We start from the raw sequence: 25,384 nt of genomic DNA, 5'->3' as shown, positions 1-25,384 counted from the left end.
ACCGGTTCTACGTTCTATGTTCTACGTTCTAAGTTAAGGACTGAAAAGCATCCTGCCTCAGGTGAAGCAGGTGAAGCGGCTCTCGGCTCTACAGTTCCAAGGTTGCAACGTAGAACTTAGAACCTAGAACTTAGAACGGCCTTACTGACACAGCCTCAGCATCTCTCGGCTGATGGAGTCCAGGGGACGTATGTAGTCGACGCCCCCCAGCTTGATCGCCTCGTTGGGCATCCCAAAGACGATGCAGCTCGCCTCGTCCTGCGCTATGTTCAAGGCACCTGACTGCTTCATCTCCAGCATGCCATGCGCCCCGTCATCTCCCATGCCGGTCATGATGATCCCTACCGCGTTCTTGCCGGCATACCGCGCGGCGGAACGAAACAGCACGTCGACCGACGGACGGTGCCTAGAGACGAGCGGGCCGTCCTTTATCTCGACAAAATAGCGCGCGCCACTGCGCTTCAAAAGAAGATGATGGTTCCCCGGGGCGATCAGTGCCCGGCCGCGCACCACGGTGTCGTTGTTCTCGGCTTCTTTCACCGTGATCCGGCACAACCCGTCCAGCCGCTGGGAAAAGGCGCGCGTGAATCCCTCGGGCATGTGCTGCACGATCACGATACCGGGGCAGTCCGCGGGAAGTGACTCAAGAAAGACGCGCAGCGCCTCGGTTCCACCGGTGGACGCGCCGACCACCACCACTTTCTCGGTGGTCTGCATCATCGCCTGGCTTTTCGGCTTCTCCATGATGACGTCGGCGGTGAGTTTCGGGGCCACTTGATGACTTACCACCGGGACGCGCCTGAGCCTCGCCTGGCTCGCGGCCTTGACGACGTCGCAGATCCTCACCCGCGACTCCTCGAGAAACGCCTTGGTCCCTAGACGCGGTTTCTGGATGATCTCCACCGCGCCGTACTCGAGCGCCTTCAGCGCGGTCTCCGACCCCTTCTCGGTGAGACTCGAGCACATCACCACCGGGATGGGATGCTGGCTCATGATCTTGTGTAGGAAGGTGATGCCGTCCATGCGCGGCATCTCGACGTCGAGGGTGATGACGTCGGGGACCTCCTGCCTGATCCGGTCCGCAGCGATGAACGGGTCACCCGCGGTCGACATCACCTCGATCTGCGGGTCCGAGGAGAGGATGTCGGCAAGCGTCTGGCGCACTACGGCCGAATCGTCAACGATGAGCACTTTTATTTTCTTGGGCATCTAGCATACCCCCGATCGGTTCAGCCTTTTGAGAAACACGGCGCCGGTATGGGTGTGGAAGATGATCTTCCTCCCACGTTCGCCGAAAAGGTCCTGGTTCACCACCTTGATCGACTCCCGTGCGAGCATCGTGAGCGCCATCTCGGCGTTCTGCCTCCCGACGGCCCGTCCCCGGCCGCGCCCCTGGAACATGTCGGAGCCGCCGAAGATTTTTACCTCGAGTTCGCCGGCGAGCGCCCCCCGTTCCAACAACCGCGCCAGCATCTCGGTCAGGGCGCTGTCCATGAACCTGCCGGGATGAGTCTGTCCCTCCTCTTCCCTTTCACGGTACGTGGGTAGCTGAGCGTGGCAGATCCCCCCCGTTTTTAAACGTGCGCAGAACATGGTAACCGCAACACACGAGCCCAGCAGGGTGGTCACCAATAGCGGTTGTGAGCTTACCACTATCTGTCCCGGTTTCAGGAAGAGACCCCCTGCCCCCTCCGTGCTCATCGTGGCTTCCGGTACACCGTCGGGTACACGCTGACAAGGGGTACGTCCAGGCCGCTCAGTGTCTCGGAATGCCCCATGAAGATGTAGCTGCCGGGCTTCATGTTGCGGTGAAAACGCTGCAACAGCCTCTCCTGGGTCGGCCGGTCAAAGTAGATGATCACGTTGCGACAGAAGATGATGTCGAGCGGCTCGCGCATACCGAAATCGTCGTCCATGAAGTTCAGACGGCGGAAGTTCACCTTGGCGCGCAACTCAGGCACGATGCGCACCATGCCGCTTGCGCGGTCCTTGCTGCGCAAAAGGTACTTCTTCTTGAGCTCGATCGCCACGGGCTCGACCTGGGACTCGTTGTAGATGGCGGTCTTCGCCTTATCGAGCACCCGGGTAGAGATATCGGTGGCGAGGATCTTGAAATCGAAGCCGGGGTTTCTCGCCGCGAACTCCGAGAGCACCATGGCGAGGGTGTACGGCTCCTCGCCGGACGAGCAGCCGGCGCTCCAGATGGCGAGGGTCCCGCTCGGGTGGCGCTTCACCCATTCGGGAAGCACGGTCTGGGTCAGGTAATGGAAATGGTCGGGCTCTCGGAAAAAATCGGTCTTGTTCGTGGTCACCATGTCCAGCATGGGAACCAACTCCCTGTCGAGCCCCTCTTGAGAGAAGAGAAAATCGCAGTAATCGGTGAAGCTGTGCATGCCGAGACTTCTAAGTCTCTTCTGCAGGCGCGCTTCCAGCATCGTCTTCTTCACGTCGGGCATCTTGATGCCGCAGGTGTCGTAGATAAACCGGCTCAGCCTGCCGAAGTCACGCGCAGAAAGCGACGCACTCGGCTCGATTCGACCTGGTTCCTCCATCTTGAGGGCCTCCGCTGCGTACATTTTTACCGCTACCTCCTGCCCGCTTTCACGCCTGCGCCGCCTCTGCCGCCTGCACGAGCTGTGGGATGTCGAGGATGAGCGCCACGGTGCCGTCGCCCAGGATGGTGGCGCCCGAGATCCCCTCGGTGTCCTTGTAGGCCCGCCCGAGCGATTTGATCACGGTCTGGTGTTCCCCGATCACGTGATCCACTACGAAACCAACCCGTACCCCGCTCACCTGGGTGATGACGATCTGCTCGATCTCCGGGGGGTCGCCGGGAATCGCGAAATGCTCCCTGAGCGGGATGTAGGGGACGAGTTGGTCGCGTACGTGGGCCAGGTTCCTGCCGTGGGCTGCGGCCACATCCTCCCGGGTGAGCTCGACGCACTCGTCGACGAGGGCAAGGGGCATCATGAAGGAGTCGTTGCCGATCTTTACCAAGAGGCTCTCGATGATCGCCAGGGTAAGGGGGATCTTCACCATGATGCGGGTCCCCTCGCCGCGCACGCTGGTGATGTCAATGGAACCGCGCAACGCCTCGATAGCCCGTTTCACCACGTCCATGCCGACGCCACGCCCGGAGACCGAGGAGATCGTCTTGGCGGTGGAGAAGCCGGGGGCGAAGATGAGGTTGAAAAGTTCCTTGTCGGAAAGCTCGGCCCCGGCAGTGATGATGCCGCGCTCGATCCCCTTGGTACGGATGGCCTCCTTGTCGAGCCCGGCGCCGTCGTCGGCGATGGTGATGAGAACGCTGTCGCCGGAGTGAACGGCGGAAAGATGCACCGTACCGCGCTCGGGCTTGCCCGCCGCGACACGTGCCTCGGGACGCTCGATGCCGTGGTCGATGCTGTTTCTGATCAGATGCACGAGCGGGTCGTTCAGCTTCTCGATGACCGTCTTGTCGAGCTCGGTCTCTGCCCCTTCCGTGGTCATCTCGATCTGCTTGCCGAGCTCGGCGGAGAGATCGCGCACGAGGCGCTTGAACTTGCTGAAAGTGCTGCCGATGGGGAGCATCCGGATGTTGAGGGCGCTGTCCCTAAGTTCCGCAGTCAGCCGCTCCACCTCTTCCGCGATCGCCATCAGCTCGGCGTCGTCGCGCTGGGCCGCGGTCTGCGACAGACGCGCCTGCACCGTCACCATCTCGCCCACTAGGTTGACCAGCAAATCTAGCCGCTCCGCGGGGACACGGATGCTCGAGGAGGCCTCGGCGACCTGCTTCTCCTGGCGGACTTCTTTTATGTGCTGCTGCTCCGCCAGGGCCGCCTGAACCTTCCCTTCGTGCAAAATCCCTTGCGAGATGGCCAGTTCGCCGAAACGCTTTTGCTGTGATAGGACGACCCTCATGTCGTCGCTCGTGATGTCGCCGCGCTCGACGAGGATCTCGCCCAGCCTCTTGTAATCCTGTTGCTCCTCGTAGCGGTTGTGCTCGGCGATCGGCTCGATCTTCAGCTCGCAGTCGTCCTCGACGAAGATGAAAACGTCGCGGATGGCGTTCTCCCCCTGGTCCGTGGTGAGGATGACGTCCCAGTAGACGTAGCAGGATTCCGGGTTCATCTCCTCCAGGCAGGGAAAGCCCGCCGTCTGCGCCACCACGGTGCAGGCACCTAATTCCCTCAACTCCGCGATCAAGGTGAGCGGGTTGGTGCCGGAGACGAAGATCTCGCGCGCCGGGGCGAAGCGGATCCGGTAGGTCACCGGGTCTTTTTGCGCCTCGTGAACCTCCTCCTTATGTGCCTCGGCGGCAACCTGCCCCTGGAACCCGGCGAGCTCGCGCAGCCCAACGATGATCTCGGCGCTTGCCTGCAGATCGGCCGCCTCACCGCTGTCCGCGGCATCCAGCATGGACCGGATCTGGTCGCGAGCAGCAAGGGTGAGGTTCACCAGACGTCCGGTGACCTGGAGCTTGCCGTTACGCACCATGTCGAAGATGGTCTCCACCTCGTGGGTGAAGCTCGCGATGTCGTCGAAGCCGAACATCGAGCCGGACCCCTTGATGGTGTGCATGGCGCGGAACACCCTGCCGATCAGGTCCTGGTCGTCGGGTCGCTCCTCGAGCTCGAGAAGAGAGCTTTCCAGCTCAGCCAGGAGCTCGTACGCCTCCTCCTTGAATGCCTGCCGGTGTTGGTCGATCATCCCAGCACCTTTTTGACTACCGCCATGAGCTGTTCGGGTTTGAACGGCTTGACGATCCAGCCGGTAGCACCCGCCGCCTTACCCTCTTGCTTCTTCGAATCCTGAGACTCGGTGGTGAGCATGACGATCGGGATGAACTTACAGCTTGCCAGGGCCCTCGCCCCCTTGATCAGCCCGATGCCGTCCAGGTTGGGCATGTTGAGGTCGGTGATCAGCATGTCGACCTTGGTGCTGGCGAGCTTTTGCAGCGCGTCCTTGCCGTCGACCGCCTCGACCACCTCATACCCCCCCTGCTTCAGGGTGAAGGTCACCATCTGCCTGACGCTCGCGGAATCGTCCGCGGTCATGATTACTTTTGCCATTAGTTATCTCCTCCTACCCAGATACAGCTGCACGCTCGATCGTAGGCGCAACCTGTATGCCTGCGGAATCCTGCCGAGGTCGCCATGTCGCGGAAGGTCGGGTTGCCGCCGTCCACGATATGGAATTCCTTGCCAGCCGTTCCCGCGCTGTGGTGAGCCGCACAAAGAAGCTGCAGGCCGGTCAGATCTATTCCGGTGAGTGCGGAGACGTCCACCTGCACCTCGTTTCCACCCGAGAGCGCCTCGATGAGCGCCTCCTTGAAGTCTCCTGCTACGCCTATGGAGACCTCTCCTGCAACCTTCAGGACCCGGGTTCCGGGATGCGCTGGGTCTTGCCTGCACTCCAACATCAACTCTTCCATTTCTTCCTCGCCTTGTTTAGAAAGGTTCCACCGATTCGAAATACACACACTCCCCACGGCGAAGGTTCTTCCGGGAATTCCCGCCGCAGGCGACCTCGGGCTCCCACCTTTGCGAAGGGGGGACGGGGGGGATTTGCCTCTGTGCCCGGCATCGCGCTCAAGTGCAGGCATCTCGCGTCCGATCCCGCAGTGTACGCAATAAACTCCTCAGCTGGTGCTTGCGTGTAATGGCAAGGCTAAATCCCCCCTGCCCCCCCTTCGCAAAGGGGGGAACGTGATGCCATGCTCACTGCTTCGAGACTGAACGCACGCATGCTTCCCTTAAATTTCCTGAAGAACCTTCGCGTTAAAACAGCTCCACGTTGTCGCCCATGTCGTCATCCGCAGAAGCGGGCGAGGAGGCCGACTGGGTAGGCGGCCGTCTTTCGGAAGTCGAGCCGCTCATCGATTCATGAATCCTGCGTTCGCTCTGCATGGTGTAGCGCTGGGCCAACTGGTCCAAGTTCCCGGTCGAGCCGGCGGGCGCGATGATGCGGGCATCGGCCGCGATGGCGGAGAGCGCCCTGATGGAGACTTCCAGAACCCTGGCCACCTTCTGATGCACCGTGATCCCGGCGATCGCCTGCTCGATTTCGGTGGAAAGGTGCGAGACGCCGTCGTCCATGCTGCCGAGCGAATGTTTCAGGGTATCGTTGACCCGCCTGAGGGACTGTACCAGGGTCGAGAGCTTGTCCACCATCACCTGCACCTCGCTCTCGAGGTTGGAGGCCTCAGCGTTCACCCCTGCGCTCAACCGGTCGGTCACCGAGATGATCCCCTGCAGTGTGTCGGAAACCGCGCCGGTGTGGGTAATGGCGTCTATGGACAGACGCTGGATCGCCTCGGCAAGGACGCCGAGCGCGGCCCCCTCGTCGCCGGTATAGGCCGATTTTATCTGGGCGTTGAGGGCGATCAGCTTGATTTCCTCGCCGATCTTTTCGATGTCGCCGACAAAGGTTGCGATCTCCCCCACCGTCTCTGCCACGGTCGCCATGGCGGCGCAGAGCCCCTGGTTCACCCGCGAGCTTTCCATGAGAGCGTCGCTCGCCACCGAGATGTCCCGCTCCATGTCGGTGAAGAAGCCGCCTCCGGCCTGGTCCGCGATCCCGGCAAGACCGCTTGTCTGGGTGGAAAGCCCGGACTGTTTGCGCGCCACCTCCCGAAGACTTTCGATGATGGTGCGTACCGCGGCGTCCAGTTCCTCCGATGCGTGTCTCAGTTGGGCCACCTGCAGCTCGCAGATGATGGCGGCGGCATCCGCGCCCGCCGTACCGTCCGAGAGCCCCTGCTTCAGCTCAGCAAGGGACTCCTCTACGTGCTCAATTTGCTGGCGCACGATATCGTGTGCCTGCATCGACATGACGACATCGCCTATGGAGCGGGAAACCTCGTCGGATACCGCGGAGATGGTCGCGGCGGAGCTGGAACAGCGGGAGTTGATTTCGGTCAGGGCCTGCACCCCCGTCCTGGTCCGTTCCAGCACATCGAGGACCTTGTCGTGTTGCTTCGCACCCGCTTCGAGTACGCCGGAGAGGGTCTGCGCGATGGCCCGGGCGAGGTCGTCCTTTCTCTTGATGATGAAGGCGGCCTTGTCGTTCACCTGGACCGACAGTTCGCCTACGTCGCTTGCCAGGGTGTCGAAACCGGCGGCACTCTGCCCCAGCCGCGCGCTCTCGATCTTGGTCGAGATGCCTAGCATGCGCAGCACCTTGTTCACCTTCTTGAACCCGGAGAGCGGGTCGCTTACCTGGGAGAGGAGGCTCAGGATCTCGCGCAGCGTTTGTGCGCTCTCCTCTATCTCACCCTGGGCCCGGTCCACGTAGCGCCCCATCTGGTCGAGCATGTCGTCCAGGCCACCCATGGCAGCGGTGACGTGTTCACCCGCCACCTCTCCGACCATCGAAGAGGCGAGCTCCGAGATACCGACGCCGCGTTGGTAGAAGTCCTGCAGCCTGCCGCCGATGGCGAGGAATTCGTCCTCCGTCGTCCCGGAAATGACGGCTAATTCCGACACGGCTTTCTCTAGGGCTGCAGACCACGCTTCGGCGAGCCTCTTCAACTCGGCCTGTTGTTCGTTTATGTCTTTGCCGGTAGATATCATATCGTTCCTTTTAAGCGTTTAACCTTCTCACGCCCCGTTTGCTGCGCTCACTCAAGCCGCAAAGTCGCAAAGAAAGTCTCAACACAATCGAATGCCAAAACGTCTAACAGGGATGAAGGGGATGAATGGGATAAAACCTTAAGCCTAAAAAAATTTGGTTTAACCCCAAGTCTTGTTTTTCTTTGCGTCTTTGCGGCTTCGCGTCTTTGCGTTGAAAGATTACAGGGTTTGTGCCTCTGGTTTTCTTTCTTTGCGTCTTGGCGCCTTTACGTGAGAAAGGTTTTATGCCTTTATCCCCTGCATCCCCTGCATCCCCTTCATCCCTGTTTAAATCGGTTTTAGTCCGGTGCCCGTGCGCCTTCAGCACGCCTAGTGCCCGGTCTTGATACTTTATCGTCACGGTTGTGAAGATCTTGAAGTCTTTTTCTCATGGGGGGGAAAAGTGCGTGGTGCTAATGGGACGGAGGGCAAAGCCGCGCGGGGAAAAGCAAAAAAGGCGCCCGGTGAGGGGCGCCTTCGGTGTTGCGGGCTGCTTTGCGGCCGTGTCGGCAAGGACGGTACAGCTTATCTCCTGACGAAGATCTCGCGGGCCATGGCGGAGTCTATGGCGAACTCGGAGAAACCGACCCTGAAGATATAGGAGGGAAAGGCCTGCAAAAGCGAGATGCGGTTGCCCGGAAGCACCCCCATCGCCATGAGTTTCTGCATCTTCTTGCTGTCCTCGGTCTGGATGTAGGCGATGTCACCTTCGTCGCCCGGTTTGAGCTCGGTCAGCGGGACAACCCCGAGATCGCCGCTTTTGCGCGCCTCGTCGCAGCACTCACCCGGTGGGATAGGCTTGCCGTGCGGGCAGGTGACCGGGTGGTTCAGCATGGCGCAGACCTTGCTGTCCACCCCCTCGTTCAAAAGGTGCTCGAACTGGCAGGCTTTCATGTCGCCGCTTTCACCACGGATGTTGAGGACGTCCATCATGAGCCGCTCGGCGAGCCGATGCCGCCTGATGGTCATGCGTCCCTCCTCGCGCCCCTCAGGACGGAAGTAGATGCGCCCGCCGCGGATCTCGACGAGGGCACGGGAGGAAAGCTCCTGGTAGGCCGGGTCGGACGCTTCGATCTCCATCCGGTCCAGCTCGGCGTAACCGGTCCCCTTCTCCTCCGACTCGATCCAGAGCGCCTCCAGTATCTCTTCCGCTTTATCACTGAGTTTCATAACCTCTCCTTTTACTCCCTCGCTCGAGGGTCGTCATCGGCCCACGGGCCTTGCGGCGCCTGCTGGATCTATTGTTTCTTTCCGAAAATTTTCTTAAGCCCCTTAACGAGAGCCGGCTCCGGCGGATTCTCATAATTGCAGCGGGGACATTTTACCATCTTGCAACCGGATGACATCGGGCAATTCTTGCATCCGACGTTTCCTTCACTTTCCTCGAACTCATGTCCGCAAAATCCGCACCGCATATAACCTCTTAATACATAAAACCGGTGTCACGCAAAGACGCAAAGTCGCAAAGAAAGGCTCACACCAAAAACAATTAACAGGGATGAAGGGGATGAACAGGATAAAACCTTAAGACAAAAAGTTTTTTGGTTTACCCCTAAAAGTCTTGACTCTCTTTGGGTCTCCGCGTCTTTGCATTGAAAAATTATATCGTTTATGCCTCTGGGTTGTTTTTCTTTGCGTCTTTGCGGCTTTGCGTGACAAAGGTTCTTGAATGTTTTTACAGAATGTTCGTCAGCAGCAGGAAGCGGTTCAAAAGCCAGCCGCAGCCGAAGGCGAAGGTGGAGACGAAGAGACCGATGCTTAGAGCCACGTTCCAGCCACGCTCCTTCTTCATGATCAGAAACTGCGCGACGCACGGTATGAAGAGGGTCAGGGTCACGGCGGCAACGGTAAGCTGGCGCGGGTTCATCAACCCCTTGCTCTGCAGATCGTACAGACCGGCCGCACCGTAGTCACGACGGAAAAAACCGAAGATGAAGGCGACGGCCGATTCCTTGGGAAGCCCCAAGGACGCCATGACCGGGGTCATCGCCTCGATCATCTTTTCGAAGAAATGGGTGATCTTGCCGAGCCACAAAAGCACCGAGGCGAGGATGAAGAGCGGCAGGATCTCCATGAAGTACCACTGCATCCTCGTGTAGGTCTTGGTGAGCACGTTCGAGAACTGCGGTAGACGCATCGGCGGGATCTCCATGTAGAACATCGGGGTCTCGCCGGGAAGCACCTTGGCGGCAAGCAGGCCGACAAGCAGGAAGATGCCGAAGAGGCAGAGGCTCCAGACCAGGAGCGCGCCCGGCGTCTGGGAGAGCAGCGACATGATCACACCTAACTGCGCCGAGCACGGGATGGCAAGCGCCAGAAGTACGGTGGCAATCACCCGCTCGCGTACCGTTTCAAGGGTGCGGGTTACCATGGTAGCCATGGTGTCACAGCCGAAACCGAGCACCATCGGGATGACGGCACGGCCGGTGAGACCCATCGTCTTGAAGACCCGGTCCACCAGAAGGGCCAAGCGCGGGAAATAGCCGCTATCCTCGAGGACGGAGAAGAAGAGGAAGAAGGTGGCGACGATGGGGAGGATGATGCCGACGGCATAGCGAAATCCCAGGGTGATGATGCCGTATTCGCCAACAAAGAGCTCCTGGATCACGGGCCACGGAACGCTCCCCTTGACGACCCCGGTGATCCAAGGGTTGAAGTATTCTTCGAACCCTTTTCCCTCCAACACATCGACCAGGGTGCCGGCGCCGAAAACGCCGACGAACTGGTAAAGGCCGAAGTAGAGCACGATGAACAGGAGTGGTATCCCCGTCGCGGGGCGCACCGTCAGGCGCGAGATGCGCTCGGCCAGGGTAACCACCCTCTTTTCCGGCGTCTTGAAGGCGCCGTCGAGCACCCGCTTGACGATGGACTTGCGCTCCATGGAGAGGTCGAGATGAAAAGATTCACGCCGCTCGAAGCGCTTCTCACGCACCGCGCCTTCCACCTGGGTGAAACCCTCTCCCTCGGTGGCGCGCACGAGATCGGCGACCTCGTCGTCCCCCTGCAGAAGAAGCAGCGACAGCGCCTTCTTCGAGAGGATGTAGTCTCCCTTCAAGGTCGCGGCGATCTCGGCAATGTCCCCTTCCATGAGGCGCGAAAAGCTGAAGGGGGGGATGGCGCTCGCGCTGGAGCCAGCGATGGCGGCCTTGATCTCGGGGACACCGACCTTCTTAGCGGTCGCGGCGCCGATCACCGGTATGCCGAGGCGCTCGGACAGAAGCGGGATGTCGATCTGAAGCCCCATGCGCGCCGCCTCGTCCATGATGTTCACCACGAGGATCACGGGGAGCTCGGCCTCGATCAACTGCAGCGTCATGGGGAGCATGCGCTCCAGGTTGCGCGCGTCAAGGACGTGGAGCACGAGGTGCGGACGCTCGGTGAGGAGGATCTCCCGGGCCACCCTCTCCTCCTCGGTGATGGGGAGGATGGAGTACATCCCCGGGGTGTCGATGATCTCGAATTCCTCGCCGCCGATCACGGTGTTGCCGCGGGAGACCTCAACCGAGGTGCCCGGGTAGTTGGAGACGGTGACGTAAGCGCCGGTGAGGGCGTTGAAAAGCACACTCTTGCCGACGTTGGGATTCCCGACCAGCGCCACCTTCTTGGCGCCGGTGCTGGTGACGGTGGGTGTTTCGTGACAGGAACCCTTCTTACCGAAAATCGACATGATTCTACTACCCCTTTTAACGTTAGCTTGCCAATGAAATGTCAATGGATATCACTTTCATGATGGCGGGAAAAAATTTTTACTGCTCTTGATCGATGGGTTGGCTACGCAGGCAGGCCGGGAGGAGCAGGGGCCGTGCCAGGCTCCCTCCGGGCGTTACTTCCTGCAGGTGGCGCAGAGGCCGTACAGTTCGAGACGGTGCCGCTCGATCAGGAAGCCATGAGTCTCGGCCACTTCGTCCTGCAGCTTCTCGATCGCTTCGTTTTCGAACTCTTCGATGTGTCCGCAACGGGTACATACCAAGTGGTCGTGATGCTCCCCCTCGCTCACGTGCTCGTAGCGGGTCTGGCCGTCGCCGAACTGCATCTCGCGGGCGATACCCGCCTCGGCGAAGAGCTTCAGCGTGCGGTAGACGGTTGCGTAGCCGATGTTAGGGTGCTTGGACCTGAGCTTCAGATACAGCTCCTCGATGCTCAGGTGCCTGTCGCTGGAGAGGAAACTGTCGAGGATGATGTCGCGCTGCTTGGTCGACTTGAGTCCGCGCTGGGACATGAATTCGGCGAAAGCTTTTTTCTTGGCTCGTTTCATGATGACCCCAATTGAAAGTGGATGTCATGATAACGACGAGCCGTGTCACTGTCAATCATTTTTTGATGGATTGGATCAGGGGGGGAGACAATAAGTTTCAGGACGCTAATTGTGTTCTCCGACCAAGCGCTGTGTGAGCCAAAGCGCCTCCCCCTTTGCGAAGGTTCACCCGGAAATTCCTGGGAAGCACGTGTGTGTTGCTCGAAGCAGTAAGCTGGTCAAACGTTCCCCCCTTTGCGAAGGGGGGCAAGGGGGGATTTGCTTTTCGCCTGCCTACTTCCGCCGCTCCAACGGGAGTCTAGGGAACAGGCGTACTTGTAGTGCAAGCCCGATAGGAAAGGGAAACAGGTGCGATAGTTACATGTACGGCAGGCCAGGAGGAACGGTCGCCCCTCGCTCCCGCAAAAGCCGCAGCAGTTCGGCACGCTTGTGACAGTCAGGGAGGTCAGGATCGATGCACATGCGCCGCTGATCATCCACCAACTGGTCCAATACATTAAATCCATGGCTACTTCTAACCCTAAACTCCGCCCCCTTAAGCAGCAGTTCTTTTGCCCTGTCGTACTCCATGTGCATAACCAAGTCGAGTAGCAATGATGAGCCGTCAGGCAGTTTTGAGTTGACGTCTGCTCCACTTGAAAGAAGCATCTCATACTGGATCCAGTTCTGGCGTGATAGTGCGAAAAATATTAACGGCATGCCCTGACATTTCAGATTCGGGTCTAAACCGAACTCCAGAAAAAGACGTAGAAAATCTGGGTCTTTTTCTGTAACGGCGTCATCCGCTGCCGCCACAACGCCTCGAGGTGTTATGGAGTTAGGGTCAACTCCCAACTGGAACAGCAACCTGACCACCTGCTTTTGCTTCAGCTTTACTGCGACCCGTAGAGGCGTATTCTCATGCTTCCCCACCGCATTCAAATTCCCGCCCTCTCCTGCCAACGTTCTGATTGCCTTTAAATCGCCTATGGAGATAGCTTTGATCAACTCTACATCCTTAGATACCACAAAATCCTGATTATACCCGCTTTCTGACATTGACTTATCTCCCACACAACTGGTTAGAAGAGAAATTCCCATTGCAAAAGCAGGCAGGGCTCTCACTGCCTTTCCCTACTGATCGTATTCATGTCATCAGCCTTTTGCTGTTCAAGCCCCGCAATGACATATACGGGGTCATGCAAACCCACCTTTCGTACAGGGTTGATGGCGTTTGAGAGCTTCTCCGCAAGACCAGGCGTTAGTCCCTGAACTGATTTACCATTTAGCACGTCTTCAGCGTTAGCAATAATAGGGAGCTTATGTATCACACCCGGTGGGCCATAAGTGACAGTACCGGATTCTGACATTGCACGACGCCCTGCGACAACCATAGTGCCACCAATAGCTGGGGCCGCCAAGGTGACTCCTGCAACAATGACGCGTTGGTTTGCCGGATTTTGGATGCAATCCAGGATTTCACCGTCAGCAATGTAGTTCGTGACGTATCTTGCAGCAGCCTCTCTATTGTATCGTCCACCTACACGTTCCAGCGTAAGGGGATGTACCCCTGCAGGGTCAATCGCATTAACTTTTATGCCGGCAACAAGTCCGGCCGCAATTGCCATTCCACCTCCCATTGAATGACCAGTAACCTCAAGCTTGTTGCCCAAGAAGCGCTTCAGCTTCCGAGCGGCTGCTATGGCACGAGAATAATGGTCCGTTTCCCCTCCGAAGGCTTGGACCAGATCGGTAATTCCATCTTTTTTCCCTTGCGTGCCACGAAAGGACAGCACGTACTGCTCGTGATCAAAAACATCAGGTTTGGATTTGTAAAGCTCTGCGAAATAGCCATCTTTATAATCTTCTGGAGAGAATCTGCGATCTAGTTGTGGAAAATCTTCTTGATTCATTCCCATTCGTCTCAGTTCCCCCCCCCCGACCCTCTCCCACCCCTCCGGCGGGTCGCCCTGCCCTACTTTGTAGGTATCCTCGGCAAGACGGGCGCGCTCGACGGCGACGTTGTTGCGTTCGAAGCGTTCGGTCGCGTGTGCCAAGGCCTCCCGCTTGGGTCCGGCGGGCATGTTCTCCAACCGTTCCCTGCTCGACAAAAGCTTGGCCTTCCGTTCAGCGACGCGCTCTGCCTTCCTGTTCTTCGGACAGGGTTCGATGACCGCCCCGGCCGGCTGCGGATTAATTCTCTTCGCCACGTACGCTTTCGCCTTTCTAGAGACAGTTTCCACCCTTTCTTTTGCCATCTCTGCCGCGTGCGCGACAAACTCAGCACCGCTTCTGACCGCATCGCCTGCACGGTGCGCAAGTTCCGATAAGATATCGCCTTGCCCGTTCACAGTCCCCTCCCGCCGTCGCCGGTCCCGAGAGATGCTGCCGTCGCATCGATGAAGTCCCACAGCCATTCCGCTTTCCTACCGCAGTCCATCTCGTAATCCAGCAAAACTTCCCGCGCGGCGGGGTACGACTCATCGAAGTTCATCCCAAGAATCCAGGCTGCGGCGAGGAAGGCGGCGATATGATTTTCCAGTACCAGTTTGTACCCTGCCGCGCGTTCGGTAAGCTCCATGACCATCCGATCGAGGTTGGTTCTCGGCACCCTTCTGCTTTCGGGAAACACCTCGTTCAAATAAAGTCGCATACGCTCCAGGTAGATGCTCATCCCCAGTAGCTGGAGCTGTTCCGGTCGTACGTTCAGCTTCCCTGCTTCACCTTGCGGTCTCAATCTGTTCCGCTCAACCAGCCCATGAAGAGTGTCCAACGGGGCGCCTTCCCCTAGTGCCACCGTGTGCTGACGAAGCACATCTCCATCGAACCCGAAAATCAAGGCGACACCAGGTTCCTCGTCTTCCACGATGAAGAATTCCACGTCGCCAAAGAAAGCCCTCAGTTCCACCTTGGTACAAGTTGGAAGGTAGTTTCGCAGGACGACAGGGTCGTAATAGCGAAAATAAGCCTGCCGGTCCGCGTACTCGATGAGGATAAGGCTTCTGAAATGCCTGTTCAGCCCATGAAGGTCGCAGCGCGAGACGCCTAAGACACCGCTGCTAAGCCCCCACAGGGACATGACCCAGTCGGTGAAAGGCGCCTCGGGCTCAAGCGCCACGAGGTAGGGCGCGACTGCCGCCAAGTCAGGCGCCAGCTCACCCCGTAACAGGCAGTAGCGCTCGGGTTGGCAATGCGCGAGGGTCGCAAGGAGGTCCGGCCGGGCTGCGCCGTCCAGCATGGCGAACGCCCTCGCCTCATCCGTGCAAAGGAGCAGTCGTTTCAGGGTCCTAATGTCTGCCGCAGATATCATTTTTGCCTGGGTTTGTTGATGATCTCGGGGGGAACGTCTTCGGGGAGGGGCTGCACGGGCCTGCCGCAGCGCTGGCAGCAGTCTTCGCAACCGGTCGTGGTCGCCTCCTCTCGCTCGGTGGGAGGCTTTGTCGGCTGTTTCTGCGCCGCCTTGCACTTCTGGCAGCATTCGCAGGCATCTTCCTGGGTTGGACTGCTTTCGATATCCCTTTGGTCCGGGATGAACTTGCCGTTGGCGCGGTGGACGACCTCATTTCCGGCCGCACAGCAAATGGATACCTGACATGAAAACGCCAGCACGACCAGCATGACCATTCTCTTCATGATGGAACCTCCTTTGCCCCTAACGGACGCCATAGATTAGCATTTGCCAACAAAAAGTCAAAAAGGCCTCTGCAGTTAAAAAAGAAGCTCTTGGCACAGCAGGATAAATGTTGTCTGGTATACTCGCCGGATGAAAAAACCCTAACAGGAGGTGTCACATGCAGAGGCGTTTGGTTGTAACCCTGGCAATTCTGGCACTAGCTTCCACCGCAGTAACAGGATGCAAAAAGAAGAGCGAAGAGCAGGTCACGCCGCCGCAAAGCAAGGTAAGCTCGGCTACCTCACCGGCGGCCAAGGAACCCGCTCCTTCAGCGACCGGGCTCACCGGCGAGCAGCTCTTCAAGCAACACTGTGCCGTCTGCCACCCCAACGGCGGTAACACCATCACCCCGGCGAAGCCTTTGGGAGCAAAGGCGATGGCTGAGCGCAGCAAGATCACCAAGCCCGAGGATATCGTGAAGGTGATGCGCAACCCCGGTCCAGGCATGACCAAGTTCGACGAGGGAATGATCTCCAACGACGACGCCAAGAAGATCGGCCAATACATCCTCGCAACCTTCCCCTGATGCACAAAAAAAAGCGGCGGGGTGTTTTCTCCCCGCCGCTAGCCGATAAAAGCCCCTTCCCTTGCGTCCCTCTGTCTACGAAACTGGCGCTACTTCCCTCCCAGCGCCGTAAGCCGCTCCTTAGCCTGCTTTGCGACCGGGCTGTCCGGGTACTTGTCCACGATCTCCTGGTAAAGCTGCTTCGCATGTTCGCGGTTGTTCTGTTTCTCCTCGAACTGCGCGGTGTCGTAAAGCTCCTTGCTTTTATCCCCGGAACACCCGGCTCCCGCCACGACCAGCATCGCCACGAGCAACAGTCTCTTCATGCGAACCTCCATCGTCCCTACCGGCGAACGCCGTGAGACGCGAAATAATTGGCAAACTCAGGCATCCATTACCATTGGAGGCAGGCAAAGTAAACATCTTTCCGAAATGCCACTTTACAAGGGTCCATCGGAGATTCCCGGAACATGGAATACAGCTGTCCACGAAGTGCTGCGTGAGCCTAGGCGTCCCCCCCTTTGCGAAGGGGGGACAGAGGGGATTTGCAGTTCGCTTGGATAGTTCCAAGGAACTATTATCTTTCCTTTCTTAATAAACTCGGCTCACAGCCCCTCTCACTTGGGACAAGAGCACCACAAAAAAGACGCGCTACTTGAAGAGGGCTTCACCTTCGCCTAAAGTCATAGCTATGTCCTCGACCATCCTCAGACACTTTCATCCCTTGGTACAGAAATGGTTCGCCGAAACTCTCGGTCAGCCAACCGACGTCCAGTTGCGGGCCTGGGACGAGATCAGCCAGGAGCGCCACGTCCTGGTGACGGCGCCCACCGGCAGCGGCAAGACCCTTGCCGCGTTTCTCTGGGCGCTGAACCAGCTGATCACCGGGGCCTGGTCCGCCGGGGAAACAAGAGTCATCTACGTGTCGCCGCTGAAGGCGCTCAACAACGACGTGCGGCGCAACCTGCTCGCACCGCTCGACCAGTTGCGCCGGGTCTTCGAAAATGAGGGGGAGCCTTTTCCCGCCATCGGCGTCCAGACGAGAAGCGGCGACACTCCGGGCTCCGAGCGCCGCCGCATGCTGCGTCACCCCCCCGAGATCCTCATCACCACACCGGAAAGCCTCAACATCCTCCTCACCTCGAAGGGGAGCCGCGCCGCGCTCACCGGTGTTGCCACCGTCATCCTCGACGAGATCCACGCCGTCGCCGGGGACAAGCGCGGCACCCATCTCATCACCGCCGTCGAGCGGCTGACCCTTTTGAGCGGCGAGTTCCAGCGCATCGCCCTTTCCGCGACGGTTCGCCCCCTGGAAACGGTGGCGGACTTCGTGGGCGGTTTCCGTCAGGTAGGAGAACGCTACCAGCCCCGTCCGGTGGCGCTGGTGCGCGGCGAGCAGGAAAAACGCTTCAGCATCGGAATCAGCGCGCCGAACGCGGCGCACAGCCCGGCCGAGGAAGAGTTCTGGCCAGCGCTCGTGGAACGCTTCATCGACATCATCGCCCGCCACCGCTCGACGCTTTTCTTCGCGAACAGCCGCCGGACCACGGAAAGGGTCACCCGGCTCATCAACGAGTTGTCAGGCGAGGAACTCGCCTACTCGCACCACGGCTCCCTATCGCGGGAGATCAGGCTCGCCGTAGAGGAGCGGCTGAAAAGAGGCGAGCTTAAGGCGATCGTCGCCACCAACTCCCTTGAACTGGGCATCGATATAGGGCGGCTTGACAGCGTCGTCCTGATCCAGACGCCTCGTTCCATTTCCTCCGCCATCCAGCGCATCGGGCGCTCCGGGCATGGCGTGGGAGAGGTGAGCAGCGGAACGCTCTTCCCGACCTTCGGGATGGATTTCGTCTGTGCCGCGGTCATCGCGCGCGCCATAGCCGACGGCGAGATCGAGGAACTGCATCCGGTCGAGGCGCCGCTCGATCTCCTCGCCCAGATCGTCCTAGCCATGACCCTGCCGGAGAAGTGGCACCTGGAAGATCTCTTCGACTTCCTGAAGTGTAGCTACCCCTATCGCAACCTGACCAGACAGCAGTTCGACATCGTCGTCGGCATGCTGGAGGGGAAGTACGCCGACACCCGCGTTCCGGAGCTGCGCCCACGGGTTACCATGGACCGCATCGACGAGACCATCGCGGCGCGACCGGAGCTCTCCATGCTCGTTTACCTGGAAGGGGGAACCATCCCGGAGCGTGGTTATTTCGAATTGCGCCTGAAGGAAAGCGGCGCGAAGATCGGTGAACTGGACGAGGAGTTCGTCTGGGAGAGAAGGCTCGGCGACACCTTCGCACTGGGGGCACAGGTCTGGCAGATCACCGAGATCACGCACAGCACCGTGTTGGTCGTCCCAGCCCGGAAGTCCCAGCAGATCATACCGTTTTGGCGCGCCGAGGAACTGGACCGCGACTTTTTCCTCTCGGAGAGGATCGCCGGTTTTCTGGAGCAGAGCGAGGAACAGCTCGGGAAACCGGCACTCGCCGCGCGGCTCGTGGAGCGCCATTTCATGGATGCCGGCGCCGCCGAGGCGCTTGAGGGTTATCTCAAGCAGCAGAGGGAAGCAACACGCGCCCCCCTTCCCCACCGCCATCACGTGCTGATCGAGCAGTTCCGGGACCGCGTCGGAGGGGCCGAGACGCAGCAGATCATCCTGCACACCCTCTGGGGCAACGCCGTAAACCGCCCCTTCACCTTCGCCCTCACCGCTGCTTTTGAGAAACGCTACGGCTACCCGCTGCAGGCCTTCTACAATAACGACGGCATAGCGCTTTTGCTCCCGGACGAACTGGAACAGGCGGAAGGGATCCTGGAACTCGTGACGCCGGAGAACGTCGAGACGCTTCTCAGGGAATCGCTGGAGGCGAGCGGTTACTTCGGGGCGCGCTTTCGCGAGAACGCCGGGCGCGCCCTTCTCCTGTCGCGCAGCAGCTTCAAGAGAAGGATGCCGCTGTGGCTGAACCGGCTCCGCTCGAAGCGACTTCTCGCCTCGGTGCTAAAGTACCGCGACTTCCCGGTGCTGCTCGAGACCTGGCGTTCCGCCCTAAAGGACGACTTCGACCTGGTGAACCTGAAGCGGCTCCTCGAGGAGATCCAGGACGGCACCATCGCCGTCACGCAGGTCCGCACCGCCCAGGCCTCTCCGTTTGCCCGCGGGCTCATCTGGCAGCAGACCAACAAGTACGTCTACGAGGACGACACTTTGGGAGGCGGGCGCAGATCGTCGCTTGGGGGCGAGCTCCTCAAGGAGATGGCGCTCTCGCCGCACCTGCGCCCGCGCCTGCCCCAGGAGCTGGTCCGGCTCTTCGAGGAAAAACGGCAGCGCACCGCCCAAGGGTATGCCCCGGAATCGGCACGTGAGCTGATCGACTGGGTTAAGGAGCGGCTTTTGATCCCGGAAGAAGAGTGGCCTCTCCTTCTGGAAGCGGTGCGACGCGATGGCGGCTCCAACGAGGAATTGCTCCCGCAGCTGGCGGAGCGGATCGTCCTGCTGAGGCCACCGCGCACGGCAGCGCCGCTCTTTGTCGCACTGGAGATGGTTCCCGAAATCGCGCGGGGGCTTTCCCTTTCGAAACAGGAGGTGGCCTTCGAGCCGCTCGTCGATGATGCGATACTTCTGGACCGGCTGCATAAAGCGCTGCGGAAACTCTGGGAAAGGGAGCGTTCCAGCGAGGAGGAAGCGGAGGAAGAGGAACCGTGGGCGACAAGGGTGATCGGCCGGTGGTTGAGCTATTACGGACCGGTGCCGGTCGCACGGTTGCAGGCAAGGCTCGGGTTGCGGGAGCAACAGTTGCGCGATGCCCTCGCGACCCTTGAGGAGGCGGAAGCCATCATCCTTGATCGGTTCACCGAGGAGAGCATCGAGCCCGAGGTTTGCGACGCGGTGAACCTCGAGGCACTGCTGCGCATGCTGCGCCGATCGCGAAAGCCGGTTTTCGAAGCCCTCGAGGTCGCCCAACTTCCCCTGTTCCTTGCCCACTTCCAAGGATTAACAGCTCCGGGAGATAAGCCAGACGACCTGAGGACCCGGCTGGAGCAGTTGCTCGGCACCCCGCTTGCCGCGCCCAACTGGGAGGAGGAAGTTCTGCCCGCGCGCCTTGCGCCGTATTTTGGGGCCTGGCTCGACAGTCTCATGCAGACGAGCGACCTCCTCTGGTTCGGCTGCGGCGAGCGCAGGCTCTCCTTCGCTTTTCCCGAAGACCTCGATCTCTTTCGCGATGTGGAGGAATACGGGAAGGAAGCGGACATCCCTGCCAGGCTCATCCAAGACCCCATGGGGCGTTACAGCCTCTCCTCGATCTGCTCCATCTCTGGAAAACCGGCTGGCGAGGTCAACGGCGAGCTCTGGCAAGGCGCGTGGGGCGGCGCACTGAGCAACGATTCCTTCGCCGCGGTGCGCCGGGGCATCCTGAACCGCTTCGAGCTCCCCCACGCGGAGCCGGGACATGCGCGCCAACTGCGGCGCCCGCTCGGAACACGCTGGAGCCGGGTGCAGGAAGGACCCGGCAACTGGTACCTCTTGCCTCGTTCGACCGAGGCGGGAGATGTCCTCGAGCAGGAGGAGCGCAACAAGGACCGCGTCCGCGTGCTGCTGGATCGTTACGGGATTCTCTTCAGGGAGTTGCTAACGCGGGAAATGCCGCTTTTGCAGTGGGGAAGGCTCTTCAGAACGTTGCGCATCATGGAGATGTCTGGCGAGGTACTCTCCGGGCAGTTCTTCGAGGGGATCCAGGGGTTGCAGTTCATTTCGCCGCAGGCCTACCGGCTGCTGCAAAAGGGACTGCCGGGAGACGCGATCTACTGGCTGAACGCCACTGACCCGGCATCGCTTTGCGGCAGCGGCATCGCGGGGCTGCACGAGACGCTCCCCTCCCGCGTTCCCTCCACGCATCTGGTTTACCACGGGCCGCGTCTCGTCCTGGTTTCCAGGCGTTACGGGAAAGAACTGGAGTTTGCCGCGGAACCGGATCATCCGCTTTTGGAGCGCTACTTGTCCTTCTTCACCATCCTGGTAAGTCGGGACTTTAACCCGCTCAAGCGGGTGACCGTGGAGCGGATCAACGGGGACCCGGCGCAATCTTCCCCTTACGCGGAGGGGCTAAAGCGCTTCGGCTTCCAAGAGGCCTACGCAGGCCTTGAGTACTGGCGACAATACCCGTAGCGCTATCCGATGACGGCGGTGTAGCCGCCCCCGGCGGCCGGCACCAGTTCCATGCTGTTGGTGATGCAGGGTATGCGGTCATCGAAGTTATGGTTCACGTAGAGGATCTGGGTGTTGCCTGTGCGCCCCAGGTGGTCGATCAGCTTCAGCACCATCTCGCGGTTCACATCGTCCAGCCCTTGGCACGGCTCGTCGAGGATCAAAAGGTCCGGCTGCTTCACCATGGCGCGGGCGAGAAGGACGAGACGCTGCTCGCCGTAGGAGAGATCACGGAAGGCGTGGTCCCAGCGGTGCCCCATGTGTAGGATGTCGAGCCACTCGAGCGCGATCTCCTGCTGGCGCAGCGTATATTGAGAATACATGCCGATGGAATCGTACATCCCGGAGATGACGGCCACCTTCACCGTACCGGCCAAGCGGTACTCCTGCTGCAGCGAGGTGGAGACGAGGCCGATCCGCTTCTTGATGTCCCACACACTTTCCCCGCTCCCCTTTTTACGGCCGAAGAGGCTGATATCGTTGGCGTAGGCCTGCGGGTTGTCGCCGCTTATGAGGCTCAAAAGGGTTGATTTCCCCGAGCCGTTCGGCCCGCTGATCTTCCAGTGCTCCCCTTCCCGCACGGTCCAGGTAACCCCGCTCAGAATCTGCTTCTCCCCGTAGCGCACCGTGACGTTTTTCATGTCGATGAGCGGCTCGCCCGGCACAAGGGGCGACACGCTGCGCGCCGTGTCGACCTCGGGCAAGACGGCCGGGAGGGTGTAGTGGAAGGCATGGAAGCGGCGCAGCGCCTCCGACGCCAGCATCTCTTCCCTTTCCCCCGACATGAAAATGCGGCACTCCTTTATGTAGGCTATGTGGGTCGTCTCCGCCACGATCTCGCTGAAGCGGTTCAAAATGAGCACCACCTGGGTGCCGCGCTCGATGCAGCTACTGATCAGCTGTTTGAGCACCGCGCTCGAGTCCCGATCCAGGCCGTCGAAAGGCTCGTCGAGCACCAGCAGCTCTGGATCCTGCAACAGCGCCTTGCAGATGAGGGCCTTGCGCATCTCACCGGTCGAGAGGAACTTGATGCCGCGCTCCAGGATCTTAGTGAAGCCAAGTTCCTGTGCCAGTTCCGCGAGCCTCGCCTCGTCCGCATCGGTGCCGGCGAGAATGAAGCGGTCCACGCGTGTGCCTTCCGTCACGTAGCCCAGGAAATCGGAGTCGTCGTTGTAGCGTTCCACTTCCAGTATCTCGTCGATCTTTTCGAACGAGACGTAGGCGGAGCGGACCGGAACGCGGCTCGTACCGGACAGTACGGGAAGTCCGTTGCAAAGTAGCTTTCCCATCGCCGATTTGCCGGAACCGTTTGCGCCGACCACGGCCCAATGCTGGTCGCGGGCAATCTCGAGCGTTATGTCTTCCAGGAACGTCCCTTCCGTTATCCTGGCTTTTACCTTTTCCAGACGGATCTCAACCAATGATTTTTTCCTTTCACATCGGCTCCGACATCGACTTGACGGAACAGCGTCATGGCGCTATGCTCGGCTCGGAGGTATAGATATGTGTGCATTAACAAAAAGAACGACGGTGTATTTCGACCCTGCCATGCACAGGGCGCTACAACATAAGGCGCTGGAAACCTCCCGCTCATTCTCAGATCTCGTCAACGATGCAGTCCGCAACAGTCTGGCGGAAGATGCAGAGGACTTGGCCGCCTTCGAGGAGAGGGTAAACGAGCCGCTAGTCACCTACGAGTCTTTGCTTCAAGAGCTAAAGGCAAATGGCTCGATACGGTGGCCTTAAAGCTCCCCCCTTTGCGAAGGGGGGCGGGGGGGATTTGCTCTTTGTTGGCCCAACAGAAGTCGCTCAGCATCTGACATCTACTTTCACAGTTGCGGGAATGGCCCAGATAGCATGGCATAACCACGGCAAATCCCCCCAGCGTTCCCCCCTTCGCAAAGGGGGGAACGCTGGGGCTCATGCAGCACTTTCGTGGGGACAGACATCTGCCTTCACGAAATCCCAGAATGAACAAATTTAAGGGGTGAGCATTGACATGCTCACCCCTTTTATTTTGCTCCGTCTGTTGTCTTTCAGACCGCGGATTTACTTCTGAACCAGATACTCGCGCCCGAACGGCGACATCTCGCGCAGACGGGAGATGATCGGCGGCAGTTCCTTGATCACCGCGTCGATATCGTCGTCGGTGGTGAACCTGGAAAGCGAGAAGCGGATGGAACCGTGGGCGCAGGTGAAAGGAACGCCCATGGCACGCAGCACGTGGGAGGGCTCAAGGGAGCCGGAGGTGCAGGCACTGCCGGAGGAGGCACAGATCCCCTTATCGGAAAGAAGGAGCAGGATCCCCTCCCCTTCCACGAACTCCATGGCGATGGAGAGGGTGTTGGGGAGACGGTCGGTACCGCCGCCGTTGATACGGGTGTTCGGAATCAGCGCGGTCAGCTCGCGCTCGAGACGATCGCGCAGTTCGCGCACGCGCCCCGCCTCGTCCGCCATGTACTGCTCGGCAAGCTCGCACGCCTTCCCCATCGCGATGATGGATGCGGTGTTCTCGGTACCGGCCCTGCGGCCGCGCTCCTGGTGCCCGCCGACCAGCATCGGGCGGAACGGAGTACCACGGCGCACGTACAGGACGCCGACGCCTTTCGGGGCGTGCAGCTTGTGCCCGGAAAGGGAGAGCATGTCGATGGCGGACTCCGCCATGTTCAGCGGGATCTTCCCTACCGCCTGCACCGCATCGGTATGGAAGATGGCACCCTTCTTCTTCACGATCCTGGCAGCTTCCTCGATCGGGAAGATGACGCCGGTTTCGTTGTTCGCGTACATGAGGGAGACTATGGCGGTGTCTTCGTCCAGCGCCTTCTCGAGCTCGTTCAGGTCGAGCTGACCGTTGCCGTCGACGTTCAGCTCGGTGACGCGGTAGCCGCGCTTGGTGAGGTTGCGGCACTGGGTCAGCACGGCCGGGTGCTCGACGCGGCTCGTGATGATGTGACGCTTCTCCGGAAACACCTCGAGCGCCGAGCGGATCGCGGCGTTATCGCTCTCGGTGCCGCATGCGGTGAAAACGATCTCGTCCGGCAGGGCGCCCAGAAGAGAGGCGACGCGGGCACGCGCCTCGTCCACCTTCTTCTGCACCTGGCCGCCGAAGAAGTGCATGGAGCTCGGGTTGCCGTACAGCTCGCAGAAATAGGGACGCATCTCCTCGAAAACGCGCTCGTCCACCTTGGTGGTGGCGTTGTTATCAAGATAGATCTCTCTCATCCCTGTACCTCCTGCACGGTGATGTCGGGGGAAACGAGTTCGCGCAGCTTCTGTTCGACGAATCTTGCGGTGTAACCGGAGGAGGCGCACCCGGCACACGCCTTCCTGAAGGCGACCTGGACGTTGGAGCCGTCGATGTCGATCAACTCGAGGTCACCGCCGTCAGCCCAAAGCTGCGGACGTACCTCGTTTTCCAGGGTTTCCTGGATGAGCTGCATCTTCCTTAAGTTGGTGAGCTTGGAGGGCTTCTCGGCCGCCGCCTTCTTCTCTTCGCCCATCACCTCGGCGATCAGTTCCTTGATCTTCGGGATGCAACCGCCGCAGGCGCCCCCCGCCTTGGTGAAGTGGGTGACCTGCTCGGCCGTGTGCAGTTTGTTGGAGGCTATGACCTTCTTCAGGAAGACGTCGGTCAGCCCGAAGCATTTGCAGACCAGTTCCCCCTCGGTCTCGACGTGGTCATGACCGTGGCCGTGAGCCGGTGCATCGACGCCGCGGTACTTGGCGATGGCGGCTTCCAGAGCTTCCTGCCCCATGACCGAGCAGTGCATCTTCTCTTCCGGAAGCCCGCCCAGGAAATCGGCGATCTGCTGGTTGGTGATCTCCAGCGCCTCGTCAAGGGTCTTCCCCTTCACCATCTCGGTGAGGGCGGAAGAGGAGGCGATGGCGCTGCCGCAGCCGAAGGTCTGGAATTTCGCGTCGACGATGCGTTCCTTATTTTCATCCAGCTTTATAAAGAGTTTAAGGGCATCGCCGCAGGCCAGGCTTCCCACCTCGCCGACCGCATCAGCATCCGTTATCTCGCCCACGTTCCTGGGGTTGAGGAAATGTTCTTTTACTTTATCGGTGTAGTCCCACATAGACCCTCCCTTCTAATTAGTCCCGTCATCATAGCGCAAAGCTCGTGGAAAGAACAACCCCTAAACGACCCCGAAACAACAGCAAAGTGGTCAGGTACTTTTTT

General features: G+C 59.8%; 21 protein-coding genes. 3 read left to right on the top strand and 18 right to left on the bottom strand.

Going from position 1 to position 25,384, the window contains the following annotated elements:
- Positions 1–141: 141 nt before the first annotated feature.
- The 14 genes from E8K79_RS08040 to E8K79_RS21090 form a co-directional block, all read right to left on the bottom strand.
- Positions 142–1,209 (bottom strand): protein-glutamate methylesterase/protein-glutamine glutaminase, encoded by a 1,068-nt coding sequence (locus E8K79_RS08040; protein WP_136514284.1) that lies wholly within the window; start codon positions 1,207–1,209, stop codon positions 142–144.
- Positions 1,210–1,701: a chemotaxis protein CheD gene (locus E8K79_RS08035; RefSeq protein WP_136514283.1), complete on the bottom strand. Its 492-nt coding sequence runs from the start codon at positions 1,699–1,701 to the stop codon at positions 1,210–1,212. It abuts the gene before it with no gap.
- The gene (locus tag E8K79_RS08030) at positions 1,698–2,576 is read right to left on the bottom strand and encodes a CheR family methyltransferase (RefSeq protein ID WP_136514282.1); all 879 of its coding nucleotides are present in this window, start codon (positions 2,574–2,576) and stop codon (positions 1,698–1,700) included. The genes E8K79_RS08035 and E8K79_RS08030 overlap by 4 nt, the downstream gene beginning before the upstream one ends.
- A 25-nt stretch (positions 2,577–2,601) precedes the next feature.
- Positions 2,602–4,689: a chemotaxis protein CheA gene (locus E8K79_RS08025; RefSeq protein WP_136514281.1), complete on the bottom strand. Its 2,088-nt coding sequence runs from the start codon at positions 4,687–4,689 to the stop codon at positions 2,602–2,604.
- Complete coding sequence (locus tag E8K79_RS08020) at positions 4,686–5,051, bottom strand: response regulator (RefSeq protein ID WP_135871811.1); 366 nt, start codon at positions 5,049–5,051, stop codon at positions 4,686–4,688. The genes E8K79_RS08025 and E8K79_RS08020 overlap by 4 nt, the downstream gene beginning before the upstream one ends.
- Positions 5,051–5,413 (bottom strand): STAS domain-containing protein, encoded by a 363-nt coding sequence (locus tag E8K79_RS08015; RefSeq protein WP_136514280.1) that lies wholly within the window; start codon positions 5,411–5,413, stop codon positions 5,051–5,053. The genes E8K79_RS08020 and E8K79_RS08015 overlap by 1 nt, the downstream gene beginning before the upstream one ends.
- 346 nt (positions 5,414–5,759) lie before the next feature.
- Positions 5,760–7,553 (bottom strand): methyl-accepting chemotaxis protein, encoded by a 1,794-nt coding sequence (locus E8K79_RS08010; RefSeq protein WP_136514279.1) that lies wholly within the window; start codon positions 7,551–7,553, stop codon positions 5,760–5,762.
- Positions 7,554–8,117: 564 nt separating this feature from the next.
- Positions 8,118–8,762 carry a metal-dependent transcriptional regulator gene (locus E8K79_RS08005; protein WP_135871817.1) on the bottom strand — a complete coding sequence of 215 codons (645 nt, stop codon included), beginning with the start codon at positions 8,760–8,762 and terminating at the stop codon, positions 8,118–8,120.
- Between the two features lie 505 nt (positions 8,763–9,267).
- Positions 9,268–11,259, bottom strand: a complete 1,992-nt coding sequence (gene feoB, locus E8K79_RS08000; RefSeq protein WP_136514278.1) for a ferrous iron transport protein B — start codon at positions 11,257–11,259, stop codon at positions 9,268–9,270.
- Between the two features lie 156 nt (positions 11,260–11,415).
- Complete coding sequence (locus tag E8K79_RS07995) at positions 11,416–11,847, bottom strand: Fur family transcriptional regulator (protein WP_135871821.1); 432 nt, start codon at positions 11,845–11,847, stop codon at positions 11,416–11,418.
- 357 nt (positions 11,848–12,204) lie between these two features.
- Positions 12,205–12,885, bottom strand: coding sequence for an ankyrin repeat domain-containing protein (locus E8K79_RS07990; protein WP_136514277.1), 681 nt, complete (start codon positions 12,883–12,885; stop codon positions 12,205–12,207).
- 62 nt (positions 12,886–12,947) lie between these two features.
- Complete coding sequence (locus E8K79_RS07985) at positions 12,948–14,177, bottom strand: alpha/beta hydrolase family protein (RefSeq protein ID WP_162604627.1); 1,230 nt, start codon at positions 14,175–14,177, stop codon at positions 12,948–12,950.
- Complete coding sequence (locus tag E8K79_RS07980; RefSeq protein WP_162604626.1) at positions 14,174–15,136, bottom strand: DUF4123 domain-containing protein; 963 nt, start codon at positions 15,134–15,136, stop codon at positions 14,174–14,176. Before E8K79_RS07980 ends, E8K79_RS07985 begins: the two co-directional genes overlap by 4 nt.
- Positions 15,133–15,459 carry a hypothetical protein gene (locus E8K79_RS21090; RefSeq protein ID WP_162604625.1) on the bottom strand — a complete coding sequence of 109 codons (327 nt, stop codon included), beginning with the start codon at positions 15,457–15,459 and terminating at the stop codon, positions 15,133–15,135. The genes E8K79_RS07980 and E8K79_RS21090 overlap by 4 nt, the downstream gene beginning before the upstream one ends.
- A 158-nt stretch (positions 15,460–15,617) precedes the next feature.
- On the opposite strand from E8K79_RS21090, the gene E8K79_RS07975 reads away from it, so the two are divergent.
- Positions 15,618–16,025, top strand: coding sequence for a c-type cytochrome (locus E8K79_RS07975; protein ID WP_136514274.1), 408 nt, complete (start codon positions 15,618–15,620; stop codon positions 16,023–16,025).
- Between the two features lie 89 nt (positions 16,026–16,114).
- Here the strand turns inward: E8K79_RS07975 and E8K79_RS07970 are convergent, their stop codons facing one another.
- Complete coding sequence (locus E8K79_RS07970) at positions 16,115–16,330, bottom strand: outer membrane protein assembly factor BamD (RefSeq protein WP_136514273.1); 216 nt, start codon at positions 16,328–16,330, stop codon at positions 16,115–16,117.
- Positions 16,331–16,695: 365 nt separating this feature from the next.
- On the opposite strand from E8K79_RS07970, the gene E8K79_RS07965 reads away from it, so the two are divergent.
- Complete coding sequence (locus E8K79_RS07965; protein ID WP_136514272.1) at positions 16,696–21,162, top strand: DEAD/DEAH box helicase; 4,467 nt, start codon at positions 16,696–16,698, stop codon at positions 21,160–21,162.
- Positions 21,163–21,164: 2 nt separating this feature from the next.
- Here E8K79_RS07965 and modF read toward each other — a convergent pair whose 3' ends face one another.
- On the bottom strand, positions 21,165–22,622 hold the full coding sequence (modF, locus tag E8K79_RS07960) for a molybdate ABC transporter ATP-binding protein ModF (protein WP_136514271.1): 1,458 nt from the start codon (positions 22,620–22,622) through the stop codon (positions 21,165–21,167).
- A gap of 82 nt (positions 22,623–22,704) precedes the next feature.
- Between modF and E8K79_RS07955 the strand changes: the two genes are divergently transcribed.
- Positions 22,705–22,947 carry a CopG family transcriptional regulator gene (locus E8K79_RS07955; protein ID WP_136514270.1) on the top strand — a complete coding sequence of 81 codons (243 nt, stop codon included), beginning with the start codon at positions 22,705–22,707 and terminating at the stop codon, positions 22,945–22,947.
- Between the two features lie 303 nt (positions 22,948–23,250).
- Here the strand turns inward: E8K79_RS07955 and nifS are convergent, their stop codons facing one another.
- Together nifS and nifU are read right to left on the bottom strand one after the other, a co-directional pair.
- Complete coding sequence (gene nifS / locus E8K79_RS07950) at positions 23,251–24,423, bottom strand: cysteine desulfurase NifS (RefSeq protein WP_136514269.1); 1,173 nt, start codon at positions 24,421–24,423, stop codon at positions 23,251–23,253.
- Positions 24,420–25,280 carry a Fe-S cluster assembly protein NifU gene (gene nifU, locus E8K79_RS07945; protein ID WP_136514268.1) on the bottom strand — a complete coding sequence of 287 codons (861 nt, stop codon included), beginning with the start codon at positions 25,278–25,280 and terminating at the stop codon, positions 24,420–24,422. The genes nifS and nifU overlap by 4 nt, the downstream gene beginning before the upstream one ends.
- Positions 25,281–25,384 lie beyond the last annotated feature (104 nt).

This window comes from Geomonas edaphica (genome assembly GCF_004917075.1).
GTDB lineage: Bacteria > Desulfobacterota > Desulfuromonadia > Geobacterales > Geobacteraceae > Geomonas > Geomonas edaphica.
The sequence above is the reverse complement of the archived record's forward strand: the minus strand, read 5'-3'. Positions and strand labels throughout refer to the sequence as shown.

Excerpts from the sequence above, each read along its gene's own strand:
- E8K79_RS07995 (WP_135871821.1), bottom strand. The coding sequence starts at position 11,847 with ATGAAACGAGCCAAGAAAAAAGCTTTCGCCGAATTCATGTCCCAGCGC.
- feoB (WP_136514278.1), bottom strand. The coding sequence starts at position 11,259 with ATGTCGATTTTCGGTAAGAAGGGTTCCTGTCACGAAACACCCACCGTC.
- E8K79_RS08040 (WP_136514284.1), bottom strand. The coding sequence starts at position 1,209 with ATGCCCAAGAAAATAAAAGTGCTCATCGTTGACGATTCGGCCGTAGTG.
- E8K79_RS07955 (WP_136514270.1), top strand. The coding sequence starts at position 22,705 with ATGTGTGCATTAACAAAAAGAACGACGGTGTATTTCGACCCTGCCATG.
- E8K79_RS07965 (WP_136514272.1), top strand. The coding sequence starts at position 16,696 with ATGTCCTCGACCATCCTCAGACACTTTCATCCCTTGGTACAGAAATGG.
- E8K79_RS07980 (WP_162604626.1), bottom strand. The coding sequence starts at position 15,136 with ATGATATCTGCGGCAGACATTAGGACCCTGAAACGACTGCTCCTTTGC.
- E8K79_RS08010 (WP_136514279.1), bottom strand. The coding sequence starts at position 7,553 with ATGATATCTACCGGCAAAGACATAAACGAACAACAGGCCGAGTTGAAG.
- E8K79_RS08015 (WP_136514280.1), bottom strand. The coding sequence starts at position 5,413 with ATGGAAGAGTTGATGTTGGAGTGCAGGCAAGACCCAGCGCATCCCGGA.
- nifS (WP_136514269.1), bottom strand. The coding sequence starts at position 24,423 with ATGAGAGAGATCTATCTTGATAACAACGCCACCACCAAGGTGGACGAG.
- E8K79_RS07990 (WP_136514277.1), bottom strand. The coding sequence starts at position 12,885 with ATGTCAGAAAGCGGGTATAATCAGGATTTTGTGGTATCTAAGGATGTA.
- E8K79_RS08020 (WP_135871811.1), bottom strand. The coding sequence starts at position 5,051 with ATGGCAAAAGTAATCATGACCGCGGACGATTCCGCGAGCGTCAGGCAG.
- E8K79_RS08005 (WP_135871817.1), bottom strand. The coding sequence starts at position 8,762 with ATGAAACTCAGTGATAAAGCGGAAGAGATACTGGAGGCGCTCTGGATC.
- E8K79_RS07970 (WP_136514273.1), bottom strand. The coding sequence starts at position 16,330 with ATGAAGAGACTGTTGCTCGTGGCGATGCTGGTCGTGGCGGGAGCCGGG.
- E8K79_RS07975 (WP_136514274.1), top strand. The coding sequence starts at position 15,618 with ATGCAGAGGCGTTTGGTTGTAACCCTGGCAATTCTGGCACTAGCTTCC.
- E8K79_RS08025 (WP_136514281.1), bottom strand. The coding sequence starts at position 4,689 with ATGATCGACCAACACCGGCAGGCATTCAAGGAGGAGGCGTACGAGCTC.
- E8K79_RS21090 (WP_162604625.1), bottom strand. The coding sequence starts at position 15,459 with ATGAAGAGAATGGTCATGCTGGTCGTGCTGGCGTTTTCATGTCAGGTA.
- E8K79_RS08030 (WP_136514282.1), bottom strand. The coding sequence starts at position 2,576 with ATGTACGCAGCGGAGGCCCTCAAGATGGAGGAACCAGGTCGAATCGAG.
- E8K79_RS08035 (WP_136514283.1), bottom strand. The coding sequence starts at position 1,701 with ATGAGCACGGAGGGGGCAGGGGGTCTCTTCCTGAAACCGGGACAGATA.
- nifU (WP_136514268.1), bottom strand. The coding sequence starts at position 25,280 with ATGTGGGACTACACCGATAAAGTAAAAGAACATTTCCTCAACCCCAGG.